The organism is Paraburkholderia dipogonis (assembly GCF_042680985.1).
Taxonomy (GTDB): domain Bacteria; phylum Pseudomonadota; class Gammaproteobacteria; order Burkholderiales; family Burkholderiaceae; genus Paraburkholderia; species Paraburkholderia phytofirmans.
The window spans coordinates 732736-748099 of the sequence record NZ_JBHUFR010000006.1 but is presented as its reverse complement, the minus strand read 5'-3'; the positions used below and the strand labels follow the sequence as shown (position 1 = coordinate 748099).

General features: G+C 61.6%; 14 protein-coding genes. 11 read left to right on the top strand and 3 right to left on the bottom strand.

Annotated elements, in window-relative coordinates:
- Positions 1-128: 128 nt before the first annotated feature.
- The 3 genes from ACFSNN_RS08015 to ACFSNN_RS08005 all read left to right on the top strand — a co-directional run bounded on the left by ACFSNN_RS08015 (position 129) and on the right by ACFSNN_RS08005 (position 2990).
- Positions 129-1148, top strand: a complete 1020-nt coding sequence (locus ACFSNN_RS08015) for a VTT domain-containing protein (RefSeq protein WP_134459179.1) — start codon at positions 129-131, stop codon at positions 1146-1148.
- Between the two features lie 115 nt (positions 1149-1263).
- A complete protein-coding gene (locus ACFSNN_RS08010; protein WP_134459181.1) occupies positions 1264-1797 on the top strand; it encodes a MarR family winged helix-turn-helix transcriptional regulator in 534 nt (177 codons plus the stop codon).
- Positions 1794-2990 (top strand): MFS transporter, encoded by a 1197-nt coding sequence (locus tag ACFSNN_RS08005; protein ID WP_134459183.1) that lies wholly within the window; start codon positions 1794-1796, stop codon positions 2988-2990. Before ACFSNN_RS08010 ends, ACFSNN_RS08005 begins: the two co-directional genes overlap by 4 nt.
- 41 nt (positions 2991-3031) lie before the next feature.
- Here the strand turns inward: ACFSNN_RS08005 and speB are convergent, their stop codons facing one another.
- The 3 genes from speB to ACFSNN_RS07990 all read right to left on the bottom strand — a co-directional run bounded on the left by speB (position 3032) and on the right by ACFSNN_RS07990 (position 6297).
- Positions 3032-4000, bottom strand: coding sequence for an agmatinase (speB, locus tag ACFSNN_RS08000; RefSeq protein WP_134459185.1), 969 nt, complete (start codon positions 3998-4000; stop codon positions 3032-3034).
- Positions 4001-4136: 136 nt separating this feature from the next.
- Positions 4137-5630, bottom strand: coding sequence for an aldehyde dehydrogenase (locus ACFSNN_RS07995; protein WP_134459187.1), 1494 nt, complete (start codon positions 5628-5630; stop codon positions 4137-4139).
- 115 nt (positions 5631-5745) lie between these two features.
- A complete protein-coding gene (locus ACFSNN_RS07990; RefSeq protein ID WP_106277429.1) occupies positions 5746-6297 on the bottom strand; it encodes a cupin domain-containing protein in 552 nt (183 codons plus the stop codon).
- A 445-nt stretch (positions 6298-6742) separates the two neighbouring features.
- Between ACFSNN_RS07990 and ACFSNN_RS07985 the strand changes: the two genes are divergently transcribed.
- The 8 genes from ACFSNN_RS07985 to ACFSNN_RS07950 all read left to right on the top strand — a co-directional run bounded on the left by ACFSNN_RS07985 (position 6743) and on the right by ACFSNN_RS07950 (position 15353).
- Positions 6743-6964, top strand: coding sequence for a hypothetical protein (locus ACFSNN_RS07985; protein WP_370577238.1), 222 nt, complete (start codon positions 6743-6745; stop codon positions 6962-6964).
- A 304-nt stretch (positions 6965-7268) separates the two neighbouring features.
- Positions 7269-8063 carry a gamma-glutamyl-gamma-aminobutyrate hydrolase family protein gene (locus ACFSNN_RS07980; RefSeq protein WP_134459189.1) on the top strand — a complete coding sequence of 265 codons (795 nt, stop codon included), beginning with the start codon at positions 7269-7271 and terminating at the stop codon, positions 8061-8063.
- A 32-nt stretch (positions 8064-8095) separates the two neighbouring features.
- Positions 8096-9430, top strand: coding sequence for a glutamine synthetase family protein (locus ACFSNN_RS07975; protein WP_134459191.1), 1335 nt, complete (start codon positions 8096-8098; stop codon positions 9428-9430).
- Positions 9431-9457: 27 nt separating this feature from the next.
- Positions 9458-10903, top strand: coding sequence for an aspartate aminotransferase family protein (locus ACFSNN_RS07970; protein WP_134459193.1), 1446 nt, complete (start codon positions 9458-9460; stop codon positions 10901-10903).
- Positions 10904-10976: 73 nt separating this feature from the next.
- The gene (locus ACFSNN_RS07965) at positions 10977-12098 is read left to right on the top strand and encodes a polyamine ABC transporter substrate-binding protein (protein WP_132377569.1); all 1122 of its coding nucleotides are present in this window, start codon (positions 10977-10979) and stop codon (positions 12096-12098) included.
- Between the two features lie 212 nt (positions 12099-12310).
- Positions 12311-13474, top strand: a complete 1164-nt coding sequence (locus ACFSNN_RS07960) for an ABC transporter ATP-binding protein (RefSeq protein ID WP_134459195.1) — start codon at positions 12311-12313, stop codon at positions 13472-13474.
- The gene (locus ACFSNN_RS07955; protein ID WP_134459197.1) at positions 13471-14445 is read left to right on the top strand and encodes an ABC transporter permease subunit; all 975 of its coding nucleotides are present in this window, start codon (positions 13471-13473) and stop codon (positions 14443-14445) included. The genes ACFSNN_RS07960 and ACFSNN_RS07955 overlap by 4 nt, the downstream gene beginning before the upstream one ends.
- Complete coding sequence (locus ACFSNN_RS07950) at positions 14442-15353, top strand: ABC transporter permease subunit (RefSeq protein WP_106277415.1); 912 nt, start codon at positions 14442-14444, stop codon at positions 15351-15353. The genes ACFSNN_RS07955 and ACFSNN_RS07950 overlap by 4 nt, the downstream gene beginning before the upstream one ends.
- The last annotated feature ends 11 nt before the right edge of the window (positions 15354-15364 follow it).

Sequence of the window (15364 nt, the reverse complement as noted above, 5' to 3'; positions counted from 1 at the left end):
GCGGCCGCCTGCCGACGCGGCATGGCGCGCGCCGTAGTGCGGGAACGGAACATGCGCGGGCTGTTCGCCATGCGCCGCCCGGGCGCGGTCGTTTCAAAACCCTTCAGTGCATTCTCAGGAGCGCGGTTGTGTGGCATTTTCCGGTTGCTATTCCGCCCTCGCTGGGCGTTTGGGCCGTGTTCATGAGCGTGCTCATCACGCAACTCGGCGTGCCGATTCCGGCCGCGCCGATGCTGATTCTCGGTGGAACCATGGCCGCCATGGGGCAAACCTCGTATGCGAGCGTGGTGTGCGCCGCAGTCGCCGCCACACTGATCGCCGACTCGCTATGGTTTTTCACCGGACGGGCCTACGGCCGCCGCCTGCTGAACTACCTGGTGCGCTTCTCCCTCTCGCTCGACACCACGGTCCGGCTCGCGCGCAATACCTATGAACGGTACGGCGCACCGATTCTCACCGTTGCGAAGTTCCTGCCCGGACTCGGCCTGGTCTCCGCGCCGCTGCTCGGCACCACGGCCATCAACGTCGGCGTGTTTCTGCTGTGGGATTTTGTCGGCGCGACGCTGTGGGCGAGCGTATGGGTGATCGGCGGCGCCGCGCTGCACGACGAGATCGTGCAACTGATGCTGCTCGTGCGCCACAACGGCGGCACGATTTTCGATGCGTTCGCGGCGATCTTCGTGGCCGTGCTGCTGTATCGCTGGGTGCGCCGCTGGCAGTTTCGCCGCTGGCTCGCGCATACGCGTATTTCGCCGGACCAGCTCGACGAGATGATGAAGTCGAACGAGCCGCCGCTGATCTTCGACGCGCGGCCACGCAGCGTCCGCGCAATGGAATCGCACCGGATTGCCGGCGCACGGCCGCTGGATCTCGATTCGCCCGAGCCGATCGACCCCGAACTGTTAAAGCGGCCGATCGTCGTCTACTGCGTGTGTCCGAATGAAGCGACGGCGAAGCGGATCGTCGAGCAGTTGCATCGCAAGAATATCCATCACATCCGCGCGCTCAAGGGCGGCCTCGATGCATGGCAGAAACGCGGCTATCCGGTCGAACCGTTGCCGGCCGACTTCCACACCGCGAAGGCCCACATGATCGAGGACGAAGGCAAAGAAGGCGAATACACGATTCGGGCGCGGCTGGCGAAGTAACGCTTTCGCGCGTGCCTCGCGAATAGCGCCGCGTTGCCGTCAAAAAAACAGCTTGCGTCTCATCTTCAATGTGTGCAACATGCATATATGCATGTTGCACACATTGAGGCTTCCCATGACGCAGCGCACAGAAAACCTGCTCGGCGTGCTCGCCCTGCTGGTCACTGACGAAATGAACACGCAACCCACCGTGGATGCGCTCGCCGGCCCCACCGCTCGCGCCATGCTCAACGCGGTCGGCCAGTATCCCGATTCATCGATTGAAGTGCTGCGCGAGGCGGTCGATCTGTCGCATCCGGCCGCCGTGCGCGCCGTGGCGGGCTTGGTCGAGGCGGGTCTCATCGAGAAAAAATCGGGTGCTGACAAACGGGCTGTCGCGCTTGCCTTGACCACAGCCGGCAAACGTGAGGCCAAGCGTCTGCAAACCGCGCGCGACAAGATGCTGCAACGCATAGTCGGCCGGCTTGAAGACAGCGAGCGCGACGTGCTGGAAAGCCTGCTGATCAAGATCTTGTGGAACGAGACTCGCGACCCCGCGCACGCCATGCAACTGTGCCGCCTGTGTGACGACGGTCCCTGCCTGAAAGCCGGCTGTCCGGTCGAATGCCGCGAACAGGGCCTGCCCATGCCCGCGCGGAGCAGCACATGAAATCCGCCGCGCCGGTGCGCTGGCGCGCAATCGCGGCGCTGACCGCAGTGTCGGCGCTCTCGCAGGTCGGCCAGTTCGGCATCGGCTTCATGGTGCTGCCCGTTTGGCTCGCCCATCGCGGCCTGGATGCGCCACGCGCCGGCCTCTTTTCCGCCGCGCAGTGGACCGGCATGCTGGCCGGCTTGCTGATCGCGCCGTGGCTGATGGCGCGCGTCGGCGCGAAACGCACGGTGTCGCTGGGTTTGGTGGCCACGCTTGTGGCGTTCGCGATCATGGATACGTTGTCGTGGCCGCTGTGGCTCGTGCCCAGTCTGCTGACGGGCTTCGGCATCGGCTTGCGCTGGATCGCCAACGAAACCTGGCTCTACAGTCTGGTCCCCGCTGAATCGAGTGGACGCGTGGTGGGCGTGCACGAAGCGCTGATCGCCACGGCCGGCGTCATCGGGCCCGCGCTCGCGGTGTGGTGCGATGTCGATGGACTCATCACGTTCGCGGCCGGCGCGGCCTTCACGTTTGCAGCGGCGCTGCCGCTGTGGCTGACCGCATCGGATGAAAAACCGCCAGCCTTGCAAGTAGCGCCGCCTACGCGAAGAAAGAGCGCCGAGCGACGCCGCACCCTCGGCCCGCTAGTGAGCCTCGGCATGGTAGTCATCGCGGCAGGCGGCATCGGCGACGGCGCGCTTTACGGCCTCTTCCCGCTATTCGCAGACGCGCACGGCCTCAACGCCACGCAAACCGCCACGCTGCTGACGCTGTTCGGGGTCGGCGGCATGGCGCTGCAATTTCCGGTCGGCTGGCTGGCCGATCGCGCGGGCCTTGCGGCCACGGTGATCGTGTGCGCCGCGCTCAGCACAGTGGCTATCTGCGGCTTCGCGCTGGCCGCGCCCGCGTCGTGGCTCGCGGCGGCGAGCGCTTTGCTGCTCGGTGGCATGAACAGTTCGTTCATCACACTCGGCATGTATGCGGCTGCTTGCAGCGACAAGGCCGCGCTCACACGCAACATGCGGCTGCTGTCGCTTACCTTCACCGCGAGTTCGATCGCGGGGCCGCTCGTCGCGGGCTTCGCGATGAATGCGCGCGGCAGCGATATGCTGATGTGGCAACTCGCGCTGATGAGCGGCGCGCTCGTGGTCTATACGCTCGGCTTGCGCGAAGGCCGGCGCCAGCCCGAACATTCGTCGTCGATGAGCTGAGCCGGTTTCTTTGCGCCAGTTCGCCGGAAGAGCGGGCCCGCCTAAGCCTCGCGTCCTGCAACCTTGCGCTGTCGCCACAGACACAGCAGATCACACGCGATATGCGCCGCGGCAATCGCCGTGATCTCGCTCTGGTCGTAAGCCGGCGCTACTTCCACGACGTCCGCCCCCACCAGATTTAACGCACCGAGCGCGCGCACGATCGCGAGTCCCTGCGCCGACGACAAACCGCCCGCCACCGGCGTCCCCGTACCCGGAGCGAAGGCCGGATCGAGACAGTCGATGTCGAATGTCAAATACGCGGGACGTGTGCCCACAATCGACGTAATCCGCTCCACCGCCGCTCGCGCGCCGTGCTCGTGCACCCACGCGGCGCCGAGGATATTGATGCCCATGAAATCATCGTTCCATGTGCGAATGCCGATCTGCACCGAGGTCTTCGGATCGATCAAGCCGTCCTTCACCGCTTTGTAGAACATCGAGCCGTGGTTCAGGCTGTCGGGGCTGTCATCGGCCCAGGTATCGCAGTGCGCATCGAAATGAATCAACGAAAGCGGTTTGCCGTACTTCTCCGCGTGCGCGATCAAGAGCGGATAGGTGATGTAGTGATCGCCGCCGAGCGTCAGCATCTTCGCGTCCGAACGCAGAATCGTGCGCGCATGCTCGACGATGGACTCCTTAATCGTGAGCGGATTGTGCGCGTCGAACCAGCAATCGCCGTAGTCGGTCACGGCGAGGTCGTCGAACGGATTGAAACCCCACGGATACGGATGCAACTCCGACAACTGCACGCTGGCCGCGCGCACCGCGGCGGGCCCCAGACGCGCGCCGGGGCGGAACGTGGTGGCCAGGTCGAGCGGCACGCCGGAGACCACGACGTCGACGCCGTCGAGTTCGCGTGTGTACTTGCGGCGCATGAACGACAGCACGCCCGCATAGGTGTTTTCGATCGACGAGCCATAAAGCGACGGGCGACGCATCGCGCCGTCGCCATAGACGAGTTCAGTCATGGATGAGCTGTTACCTTTAGGCAGTCCGGCGCGGCACGCAAAGCTTCCGGATAGCACACGCAACGCCGGCCTCGGATTCATTGGGAAACGCTACGGCGCGCATCACACGCGCCGTAGCGCCGGCTTCGCGAATCCTTTAGCGCAGCCGCACGAGCGTGGACTTCAGCTCGGTGTATTTTTCCAAAGCATGCAGCGACTTGTCGCGGCCATTGCCCGATTGCTTGTAGCCGCCGAACGGGAAGTTCATGTCGCCGCCTTCGTCGTAGCAGTTGACCCAGACTGTGCCGGCGCGGAGTTTGCGCGACACCTCGTGTGCGGTGGTCAGGTTCGAGGTCCAGACGGCGGCCGCGAGACCATATTCGCTGTCGTTAGCGATCCTGATCGCTTCCTCCACCGTGTCGAACGTGATCACCGACAACACCGGCCCGAAGATTTCCTCACGCGCGACCTTCGCGCCGGAAGCCGGAATCTCGAAGATGGTCGGCTCGATATAGAAGCCGCCGGTGTCCTCTTTCACGCGCGCGCCGCCGAGCAACAGTCCGGCTTCGGCACGGCCTGCCTCGATATAGCCGAGCACGCGCTCGAGCTGAACCTTGTCGACGATCGCACCCATCGACGTGTCCGGATCGAGCGGATTGCCCGGCGTATAGCTGCGCGCCGCGGCGATCAGCTTGTCGATGAAGAGGTCCTTGATGTCGCGATGCACGAGCAGGCGCGAACCCGCCGTACACATTTCGCCCATGTTGTAGAAGATCGCACCCGCTGCCGCATTCGCCGCGCGGTCCATATCCGGGCAATCCGGCATCACGATGTTCGGCGACTTGCCGCCGAGTTCGAGCCACACGCGTTTGAGATTCGATTGCCCCGCGTACTGCATGATCAGCTTGCCGACGTTGGTCGAGCCGGTGAAGGCGAGGCAGTCCACGTCCTGATGCAGCGCCAGCAGCTTGCCCGGCTCGCCAGCGCCCGGCACGACGTTGAACACGCCGGCGGGAATGCCGGCTTCGAGTGCGAGTTGCGCGAGGCGGATCGCAGTGAGCGGCGACTTCTCCGATGGCTTGAGCACCACGCTATTGCCCGCCGCCAACGCCGGGCCGAATTTCCACGACGCCATCAGGATCGGGAAATTCCACGGCACGACCGCGGCCACCACGCCAATCGGCTCGCGCGTGACGAGTCCGACCAGATGATGATCGGCTGGCGCGACTTCGCCGCCGATTTTGTCGATGGCTTCAGCGAACCATTCGACGCAATACGCCGCGCCTGGTACGTCGACGCTAGTGGTGTCGGCGATCGGCTTGCCGGCGTCGAGCGTTTCGAGCAGCGCGAGTTCGTCCATGTGCTCGCGAATCGACGCGGCCCAGCGCAGCAGCACGGCTTTACGCTGGCGCGGGTTGAGGCCCGACCACACGCCGGAGTCGAACGCGCGGCGTGCGGCCGCAACGGCGGCGTCGACGTCGGCCGCGCCGCTGTCGGCGACTTTGGCGAGCAGCTTGCCGTCGATCGGGCTCAGGCAGTCGAACGTGCGGCCGCCCTCGGCATCACGGTATTCGCCGTCGATAAACGCGCGGCCTTCGATCGATAGCGTAGCGGCCTTGTCTTGCCAGAAGGCGAGAGATTTCTTTTCCATCAGGATGCCTCAATGTTATGCGCTCGACGCAAACCCGCATCGACTTCATGCGGCACCGAACTGCGGCAGTGAGTTGCGGCAGTGAATCGAGTCGAGGCGCGTTGGCGCGGAGTCTTTAGAAAGTGGGCGGCGAATTGGCCGACACGATCTCGCAGAGATGCTCCGCGCTGGGATTGCGAAAACGGTGCGGAAGACGGCTTTCGAAGTAGTAGCTGTCACCGGGGTCGAGCAGCCACGTGGTGCCGTCCACCGTCAGTTCGATCTGACCGCTGACCACCACCCCGCCCTCGTGCCCTTCGTGCTCCAGCATTTCCGGCCCCGTGTCCGACAACGGCTGATAGACCTCGCGCAGAATGCCCATGTTGCGGTCTTTCACACTCGAACCCGCGAGATAGAACTCGATCGACTCATTGCCGAGGTTCGGCATGTCGGCACGGCGCGACACGACCGAACGTTCCACTTCCACTTCGAAGGTGAAGAACTCGGCAAGACTCATGGGTATGCATTCGAGCAGTTTCTTCAGCGAGCCGACCGAGGGGCTCACACGATTCTGTTCGATCAGCGAGATCGTCCCGTTTGTCACTCCCGCCCGTTTCGCCAGTTCACGCTGGGACAAGCCGTTCTTCTTGCGGATGTATTGCAGACGGGTTGCTACTTCTATGGACATCGCTAGGTTCTCTGACATTGAATACGATCGGGGCGCTAAGTGACCAGATGAAATGAACACAAGACTCGGGGCAACGCGCTGCTTGCGAGTGTTGAATATTCTAATCACTTTGATCTTTGCGCCGCTGGGGAAAACCCTGAAAGGATTCCGAAATATGAATGGCGCAACGAACGTTCCCACGGGCCGGGATTCTAGCCGGACCCTCGGGAAAGCCCTGATAAATGTTTTATCAAAAAGGGTTTGACGGCTTTATTGGCTCGTATATGCTGGTTCCCAGGCGATCGTCATACCGGCGTCGTGAGGCACCCAACGGTGTTTCGCGGCGCAGCGAATTCAGTTCGCATCGGTTCAAGGCGATCATCCCAGCGTCCTGTTTCTTTAAACGCCCCGTGCGGATTTCGAGCAGGCCGTTCAATACTTTCAACGTCGCTAGTCGAGTGTAATCGTGAGAGTCCGAGGCCCTTTGGTGAGATGGAATCGTAGTCAGGCGAGTTGTCCTCGCGCTGACGGCGCCATCGCCGACGGCAGCAGCGGCAGCCTTGCGTTCCGCCGCTTTCTGTCCGTCTTCACGATCCTGTCCCGCCGTTCAGTTCGACGTCACAACTCTATCTCCGCGCGCGCCTTCATTGCCGTGCGCACGGACGAAGTCGCCTCGCTGCTGCCGTAGCGCCTCCCCCTTTTCGCCGTTCGATTCATCCGTTTGCGTGAGCGCGCTCTTTCGAGCCGTGCGTTCCTGCCTGTGCGGTGCTGTTTGCCGCCTGTGCAATTCATGCCCATCGGAGCGGTTGCGCACCGCAGCGGATCGAATCGAACAGCTCATCTGACTATCACGCGCGGCGCGTTTCAGTTGACGACGACTGCCTGCACTACACCGGTGGCTTTGCGCTCGGCGCACGGCTGCGGAATCGTGCCGCGCTGTGTTTAACGTTGTTCATGCCGCGTCCCGCGGGGAACACACACGTCTATTCGTTATGCGAAAGAAACCCTTGGTCGGCATCAGCGCTGACAGAACGATGATGGGAGTCCACCCGTCGCACGTGGTCGGCGAGAAATATATCGCCGCGATCGTGGACGGTTCACAGGCGCTGGCCATGCTGCTGCCGGCGCTCGGCGAGCGTCAGTCCGCCGAAGACGTGCTCGCGACGGTCGACGGCCTGTTGTTTACAGGCAGCTATTCGAACGTCGAGCCGCACCGCTACGGCGGCCAACCCAGCACGCCGGGCACGCTGCACGACGCCGCACGCGATGCGACGACGCTGCCGCTGATGCGCGCAGCGATCGCCGCTGGCGTGCCGGTACTGGCAGTCTGCCGGGGCTTCCAGGAAATGAACGTGGTTTTCGGTGGGACGCTGCATCAAAGCGTTCACGCGGTGGACGGTCTGAACGACCACCGCGAGAACAAGGAAGACGACCTCGACGTGCAATACGCACCGTCGCATTCGATCACGCTGACGCAGGGCGGCTTGTTGCAGCGCCTCGCGGGCGGCACGAATGAAGCGCGTGTGAATTCGTTGCACGGCCAGGGCGTCGAGCGGCTGGGCGTCGGCCTCACGGCCGAGGCCACCGCGCCGGACGGCTTGATCGAAGCGGTGAGCGTGAAAGATGCGCGCGCTTTCGCGCTGGGTGTGCAGTGGCACCCGGAGTGGAAGCATGCCAACGACGCACTGTCCACCGCAATCTTTCGGGCCTTCGGCGACGCCTGCCGCGATCGAATGCGCACCAAGGCCGGCTATGGCGCGGCATCCGCCGCTGCCACGCATGCCTGAGCCGGTCGCGCACCAAAACAGAGAGAATAAACATGCATGACATCGACGATTTTCTGAAGAAGAACCGTGTCACCGAAATCGAAGCGATCATTCCGGATATGGCCGGGATCGCGCGCGGCAAGATCATTCCGCGCAGCAAATTCGAATCCGGCGAGTCCATGCGCTTGCCGCAGGCGGTGATGATCCAGACCGTCACGGGAGACTATCCGGAAGACGGCACGCTCACCGGCGTGACCGATCCGGACATGGTGTGCGTGCCCGACGCCAGCACCATCCGCATGATTCCGTGGGCCGTCGATCCGACCGCTCAGGTAATCCACGATTGCGTCCACTTCGACGGCACGCCCGTCGCGATCTCGCCGCGCCGCGTGCTGCGCCGCGTTCTCGAACTCTACAAGGCCAAAGGCTGGAAGCCGGTTATCGCGCCTGAACTCGAGTTCTATCTGGTCGATATGAACAAGGACCCGGATCTGCCGCTGCAACCACCTATCGGCCGTACCGGTCGTCCGGAAACCGGCCGCCAGGCGTACTCGATTGAAGCCGTCAACGAATTCGATCCGCTGTTCGAAGATATCTACGAGTACTGCGAGGTGCAAGAGCTCGAAGTCGACACGCTGATTCACGAAGTCGGCGCCGCGCAGATGGAAATCAACTTCATGCACGGCGATCCGCTCAAGCTCGCCGACAGCGTGTTCCTCTTCAAGCGCACGGTGCGCGAAGCCGCGCTGCGTCACAAGATGTACGCGACTTTCATGGCCAAGCCGATGGAAGGCGAACCGGGCTCGGCGATGCACATGCATCAAAGCCTCGTGGACGAAGAAACCGGTCACAACCTGTTCACCGGCTCCGACGGCAAACCCACTTCTTTGTTTACGGGTTATATCGCCGGCCTGCAGAAGTACACGCCTGCGCTGATGCCGATCTTCGCGCCGTATATCAACTCGTATCGTCGCCTGTCGCGTTTCATGGCCGCGCCGATCAACGTGGCGTGGGGCTACGACAACCGTACGGTGGGTTTCCGCATTCCGCATTCGGGACCGGCTGCGCGCCGCATCGAAAATCGCATTCCGGGCGTGGACTGCAATCCGTATCTGGCGATTGCCGCGACGCTCGCCGCCGGCTATCTCGGCATGACGCAGAAGCTCGAAGCCACCGAGCCGCTGCTCAGCGACGGTTATGAATTGCCGTACCAGTTGCCGCGCAATCTCGAAGAGGGTTTGACGTTGATGGGCGCATGCGAGCCGATCGCCGAAGTACTCGGCGAGAAATTCGTCAAGGCCTACCTCGCACTGAAGGAAACCGAATATGAAGCGTTCTTCCGCGTGATCAGTTCGTGGGAACGCCGGCATTTGCTGCTGCACGTGTAAGGCAAACGCAAAAAATTGGAGGCAGTCATGAGCTACAGAACAGAAGAAGTCGCTTACGTGCAGCCGGCCCAGCCGGCCGCGAGCGCGCAAGCAGCACAAGCTACGCAACAACGCAGCACCGCCGAATATCGCGCACTGGACGCCGCGCACCACATCCATCCGTTTTCGGATATGGGCTCGCTCAACCGCAGCGGCAGCCGCGTGATCGTGAAGGCGCAAGGCGTGTACTTGTGGGACTCGGAAGGCAACAAGGTGATCGACGGCATGGCCGGCCTGTGGTGCGTGAACGTCGGTTATGGCCGCAAGGAACTGGTCGATGCCGCGTACAAGCAGATGCAGGAACTGCCGTACTACAACACCTTCTTCAAGACGACGCACCCGCCGGTGATCGAGCTGTCGGCCTTGCTCGCGGAATTGGCGCCGGAAGCGTTCAATCACTTTTTCTACTGCAACAGCGGTTCCGAAGGCAACGACACGGTGCTGCGCATCGTCCATCAATATTGGGCGACGCAAGGTAAGCACTCGAAGAAGTTCGTGATCTCGCGCAAGAACGGCTATCACGGTTCGACCATCGCGGGCGGCACGCTCGGCGGCATGGGCTACATGCATGAACAGATGCCCTCGAAAGTCGAGAACATCGTCCACATCGACCAGCCGTATTTCTTCGGCGAAGCACAAGGCAACCTGACGCCGGAAGAATTCGCACTGGCCCGTGCACAGCAACTGGAAGCGAAGATTCTCGAAATCGGCGCGGACAACGTTGCGGCGTTTATCGGTGAGCCTTTCCAGGGAGCGGGTGGCGTAATCTTCCCGGCATCGACGTACTGGCCGGAAATTCAGCGCATCTGCCGCAAGTACGACATTCTGCTGGTCGCAGATGAAGTGATCGGCGGTTTCGGCCGCACCGGCGAATGGTTCGCGCATCAGCACTTCGGTTTCGAGCCGGATCTGATCACGCTGGCGAAGGGCCTGACGAGCGGCTACGTGCCGATGGGCGCGGTCGGCCTGCATGACCGCGTGGCCAAGGCAATCATCCAAAACGGCGACTTCAATCACGGTCTCACGTATTCGGGTCACCCGGTCGCCGCCGCTGTTGCGGTCGCCAACCTGAAGCTGCTGCGCGACGAGAAGATCGTCGATCGCGTGAAGAACGACACAGGTCCGTACTTCCAGAAACAATTGCGCGAAACCTTCGCCAATCATCCGATCATCGGCGAAATCTCCGGTACGGGTCTGGTGGCCGGCCTGCAACTCGCCCAGGACCCGAAAACACGCAAGCGTTTCGCCAATGGCGGCGACGTCGGCACGATCTGCCGCGACTTCTGCTTCAACGGCAACCTCATCATGCGCGCCACCGGCGACCGCATGCTGCTGTCGCCGCCGCTCGTGATCAATAAGGTGGAAATCGACGAAATCGTTTCGAAGGCCAAAAAAGCCGTCGATGCGACAGCGCAACAACTCGGTATTTCGTAACGGCAGTCCGTTCCGGCGTGAGCACACCCACAAAACACGCTCATGCCGGTTCTTCACATCAAGGGAAAAAACCATGAGCGTTAGTCATCTTCGTCATGCGGTCGCGGGGGCCGCGCTTCTCGCCTTCACGGGTTTTGCGGCGCTGTCGGTTACGCCGGCCCTTGCGGCCGACACGGAACTGAATGTGTACAACTGGTCGGACTACATCGCGAAGGACACGATTCCGAACTTCGAGAAGCAGGACGGCATCAAGGTCAAATACGATAACTACGATAGCGACGACACCCTGCAGGCCAAACTGCTCGCCGGCAGTTCGGGTTACGACATCGTGGTGCCGACTTCGAACTACATGGCCAAGCAGATTCAGGCCGGCGTGTACCAGAAGCTCGACAAATCGAAGCTGCCGAACCTCGCGAATCTCGACCCCGTACTGATGAAGATGATCGCCGACGCGGACCCGGGCAACCAGTACGGTGTGCCTTGGGCATACGGTACGGATGGCATCGGTTACAACGTGCAGGCCGTGCAGAAAGCGCTCGGCGCCAATGCGCCAGTGGATAGCTGGGCACTCGTGTTCGATCCGGCCAATCTCTCCAAGCTGAAAGGCTGTGGCGTGTCGATACTCGATCAGGCCGTCGACGTCTTCGCCGCCACGCTGCAATACATGCACAAGGATCCGAACAGCACGAACCCCGCCGACTATCAGGCCGCCTTCGAAGTGCTGAAAAAGATCCGCCCGTATATCACCCAATTCAATTCGTCCGGCTACATCAACGACCTCGCCAATAACGACGTGTGCGTCGCACTGGGCTGGTCGGGCGACGTCGGCATTGCCAGCCGCCGCACCGAAGAAGCCAAGCGCTCCTACCAGATCAAGTTCTCGAACGTGAAGGAAGGCGGCTTGTTGTGGTTCGACGTGATGGTGATTCCGAAAGACGCACCGCATCCTGAAGCCGCGTTGAAATGGATCAACTACATTTCGGACCCGAAGGTCAACGCCGCGATCACCAACGAAGTGTTCTACCCGACCGCGAACAAGGCCGCGCGCCAGTTCGTGACGCCTGCTGTCGCACAGGACAAGACCGTTTATCCGGGCGATGAAGTGTTGAGCAAGATGACGCTCATGAAGCCGATGCCGACCGACATTCTCCGCCTTGAAAACCGTCTTTGGGCGCAGCTTAAAACCGGTCATTAACCTGGCCACATTAATTAATCGATCCCGCGCTCAGGGATCGCTCGAACCCTGAGCGCATGAATAGCCGTAACGGTAGTCAGCCTGCGCGTTTGTTCTAACAGTCCCACCCGCGCGCAGTCCCATGTTTTCCGATCGCAGCGCACGTTGCGAGACGCCTCTAGCGCCTCGTATGGAGACACTTGCGCCCGCGATCCGCAAGGAATGGTTACATCATGAACTCGACGACCTCAAAAAGCGCAGCCGGCGCCACCCAGATGGCCCGCCCCGCAGTGACGACAAAATCGAAATCGGACGAATTCGTTCGGATTGAAAACGTCGTGAAGAAATTCGGCGACAGCACGGCTGTCGACAACGTCAACCTGAGCATCGCCAAGAACGAGTTGTTCGCGCTGCTCGGCAGCTCAGGCTGCGGCAAGTCCACGCTCCTGCGCATGCTCGCGGGGCTCGAGACGGTGACCTCCGGGCGTATTTTCGTCGACGGCGAAGATCTCGCCGCGATGCCGCCGTACAAGCGGCCGGTCAACATGATGTTCCAGTCGTATGCGTTGTTCCCGCACATGAGCGTGGAGGCGAACATCGCCTTCGGTCTGAAGCAGGAAGGCACGCCGAAGAACGAGATCAAGGAACGCGTCGCCGATGCGCTCAATCTCGTGCAGATGAGCAAATACGCGCAGCGTAAGCCGCATCAACTGTCAGGCGGCCAGCAGCAGCGTGTAGCGCTCGCGCGTTCGCTCGTGAAGCGCCCCAAGCTGCTGTTGCTCGACGAGCCGATGTCGGCGCTCGATAAAAAGATCCGCCAGAAGACCCAACTCGAACTCGTGAACATCATCGAGAAGGTCGACGTGACCTGCGTGATGGTCACGCACGATCAGGAAGAAGCAATGACGATGGCCGGCCGCCTCGCCGTGATGAGCGAAGGCCGCATCGTACAGATCGGTTCGCCGAGCCAGGTGTACGAGTTTCCGAATAGCCGCTTCTCCGCCGAGTTCATCGGCTCGACCAATCTGTTCGAAGGCACGGTGGTCGCGGATGAACCGGACCATATTTTCGTGGAAAGCGAAGAGCTCGAATCGCGCATTTACGTGAGCCACGGCATTACCGGACCGCTTGGCATGCCGGTAGGGATCTCGGTGCGTCCGGAACGCGTCAAGGTCTCGCTCGATAAACCGGCCACGCCGCACAACTGGGCGCGCGGTGTAGTCGCGGATGTGGCGTACATGGGCAGCTATTCGCTGTATCACGTGCGTCTGCCGAGCGGCAAGACCGTCGTGTCGAATCTTTCCAGTTCGCATCTGATGGCCGAAGGTGCGCCTTCCTATAACGACGACGTGTTCGTCTACTGGTCGCCGGCTAGCGGCGTGGTGCTGACGCAATGAGCAATCCCACTACCTCCTCCCCCGCGACGCTCGGCGCACCGTCCGGCAGCCGCCTGCTTGGCTTGCTGAAAAAACGCCTGTCGATGTTCGTGCCGTCGGGCCGCTCGACCGTGATCGGCGTGCCGTTCCTCTGGCTCACGGTGTTCTTCGCGTTGCCGTTCGTGCTGGTGCTGAAGATCAGTTTCGCCGATCTGCGTCTGGGCATTCCGCCTTACACGGATCTCGTCACTGTCAAGGACGGCATGGTGCATTTCGCCATGCAGCTCAGCCACTACGCGTTTCTGCTGCAGGACGATCTGTACGTCGCCACGTATATCAGCTCGCTGAAGATGGCAGCGGTCTCGACCTTCTTCTGCCTGCTGATCGGTTATCCGATTGCGTACTACATCGCCCGCTCGGAACCGACGAAACGCAACCTGCTGATGATGGGCGTCATGCTGCCCTTCTGGACGTCTTTCCTGATTCGCGTCTACGCATGGATCGGCATTCTGAAAGACGACGGCCTGCTCAATCACACGCTGATGGCGATCGGCATGATTCATTCGCCGTTGCGCCTCTACCACACGGATATTGGCGTCTATATCGGCATGGTCTATTCGTACCTGCCCTTCATGGTGATGCCGCTGTATGCGCACCTCGTGAAGATGGATCTGACGCTGCTCGAAGCCGCCTACGACCTCGGCTGCAAACCGTGGACCGCGTTCACGCGTATCACATTGCCGCTGTCGAAGAACGGCATTATCGCCGGCAGTCTTCTGGTGTTCATTCCGGCGGTGGGCGAATACGTGATTCCGGAACTGCTCGGCGGCGCCGACACGCTAATGATCGGCCGCGTGATGTGGGATGAATTCTTCAACGACATGGACTGGCCGATGGCGTCCGCCGTCACCGTCGCAATGGTGCTACTGCTGCTCGTGCCGATGGCCGTGTTCCAGTACTACCAGGTCAAGGAACTGGAGGGCGCGAAATGATCAAGCCTAATAAGACGCTTTCCAATAGCGTGCTGACGTTCGGATTTCTGTTTCTCTACATTCCGATCATCAGCCTGATTGTGTATTCGTTCAACGAGTCGAAGCTCGTCACGGTGTGGTCCGGCTTCTCGCTCAAATGGTATGGCGCGCTGTTGCAAGACGGCGAGTTGCTGAATGCCGCCTGGCTTTCGCTGAAGATCGGTCTGTTGACCGCGTGCGCCTCGGTTGTGATCGGCACATGGGCCGGTTTCGTGCTCGCGCGCTTCGGACGCTTTCGCGGCTTTACGCTTTTCGCCGGCATGATCAACGCGCCGCTCGTGATTCCGGAAGTGATTCAGGGCATCTCGCTGCTGCTGTTGTTCGTCGCGCTCGAACAGATGCTCGGCTGGCCGAAGGGCCGGGGTCTCTTCACCATCTGGATCGGCCACGTGATGCTGTGCGTGTCGTACGTGGCGATCATCGTGCAATCGCGTGTGAAAGAGCTCAACAAGTCGCTCGAAGAAGCCGCGCTCGATCTCGGCGCCACGCCGTTCAAGGTGTTCTTTCTGATCACGCTGCCTCTGATCTCGCAGGCGCTCATGTCGGGCTGGCTGCTGTCGTTCACGCTGTCTTTCGACGACCTCGTGCTCTCCGCATTCCTCTCCGGCCCCGGCTCGACCACGCTGCCGCTCGTCGTGTTTTCGCGGGTGCGTCTCGGCCTGAATCCGGAAATGAACGCACTCGCCACTATCTTCATCACCACGGTGACGATCGGCGTGATTGCCGTGAATCGCTGGATGCAATTGCGCGAACGCAAACGCAATCGCGACATGCAGATGGCTTTCGCCCTCGCCGAAGCCGCCGACCCCTTGCCCGCCGCACCACAACAAGCCGCCGTACGAAAGTCGCTCGATACGGCACGCGCATAAGAAGTCCATTC

What these genes read in the sequence shown, in the direction of transcription:
- ACFSNN_RS08010 (WP_134459181.1), top strand. Translation starts at nt 1,264, where the DNA reads ATGACGCAGCGCACAGAAAACCTGCTCGGCGTGCTCGCCCTGCTGGTC.
- ACFSNN_RS08005 (WP_134459183.1), top strand. Translation starts at nt 1,794, where the DNA reads ATGAAATCCGCCGCGCCGGTGCGCTGGCGCGCAATCGCGGCGCTGACC.
- speB (WP_134459185.1), bottom strand. Translation starts at nt 4,000, where the DNA reads ATGACTGAACTCGTCTATGGCGACGGCGCGATGCGTCGCCCGTCGCTT.
- ACFSNN_RS07995 (WP_134459187.1), bottom strand. Translation starts at nt 5,630, where the DNA reads ATGGAAAAGAAATCTCTCGCCTTCTGGCAAGACAAGGCCGCTACGCTA.
- ACFSNN_RS07990 (WP_106277429.1), bottom strand. Translation starts at nt 6,297, where the DNA reads ATGTCCATAGAAGTAGCAACCCGTCTGCAATACATCCGCAAGAAGAAC.
- ACFSNN_RS07980 (WP_134459189.1), top strand. Translation starts at nt 7,269, where the DNA reads ATGCGAAAGAAACCCTTGGTCGGCATCAGCGCTGACAGAACGATGATG.
- ACFSNN_RS07975 (WP_134459191.1), top strand. Translation starts at nt 8,096, where the DNA reads ATGCATGACATCGACGATTTTCTGAAGAAGAACCGTGTCACCGAAATC.
- ACFSNN_RS07970 (WP_134459193.1), top strand. Translation starts at nt 9,458, where the DNA reads ATGAGCTACAGAACAGAAGAAGTCGCTTACGTGCAGCCGGCCCAGCCG.
- ACFSNN_RS07965 (WP_132377569.1), top strand. Translation starts at nt 10,977, where the DNA reads ATGAGCGTTAGTCATCTTCGTCATGCGGTCGCGGGGGCCGCGCTTCTC.
- ACFSNN_RS07960 (WP_134459195.1), top strand. Translation starts at nt 12,311, where the DNA reads ATGAACTCGACGACCTCAAAAAGCGCAGCCGGCGCCACCCAGATGGCC.
- ACFSNN_RS07955 (WP_134459197.1), top strand. Translation starts at nt 13,471, where the DNA reads ATGAGCAATCCCACTACCTCCTCCCCCGCGACGCTCGGCGCACCGTCC.
- ACFSNN_RS07950 (WP_106277415.1), top strand. Translation starts at nt 14,442, where the DNA reads ATGATCAAGCCTAATAAGACGCTTTCCAATAGCGTGCTGACGTTCGGA.